The sequence below is a fragment of the Pseudoalteromonas sp. S3785 genome (genome assembly GCF_005887365.1).
In the GTDB taxonomy this organism is placed as follows: Bacteria; Pseudomonadota; Gammaproteobacteria; order Enterobacterales; family Alteromonadaceae; genus Pseudoalteromonas.
Map to the genome: position 1 here is coordinate 1 of NZ_PNCT01000217.1, position 281 is coordinate 281.

A 281-nucleotide genomic window follows, 5' to 3' on the forward strand; every position below is an offset into this window, starting at 1 on the left:
CTCTATGGCATTAATCATCACTTAATATAAGCGAGACTATAACCAGACTTTTTTCTTGTCAATACGCGCTGAATCTACACGGTTAGTGTCGTTGAGTTTTGCGATAGCATCGGATAAATAATTACGAGTTGTACCCTCGCTTATAAACAGCTCTTTGTCTATCTCGATTGTTTTTAAGCCATCGCTTGCAAGCTTAATGGCTTTTCTCTCTTTTTCGGTGAGCGGTTCGGCGTGATCATGTGCGTTAATGGCAAGCTCTGGGTCTATGACCTTTTGCCCTT

The 281-nt window shown here is 41.6% G+C and carries 1 protein-coding gene; it reads right to left on the reverse strand.

Features of this window, described 5'->3' with window-relative positions:
* Positions 1 to 36: 36 nt before the first annotated feature.
* Positions 37 to 281: helix-turn-helix domain-containing protein (locus CWC17_RS19205; protein ID WP_138614655.1), on the reverse strand; the 245-nt coding region annotated here is incomplete at its 5' end.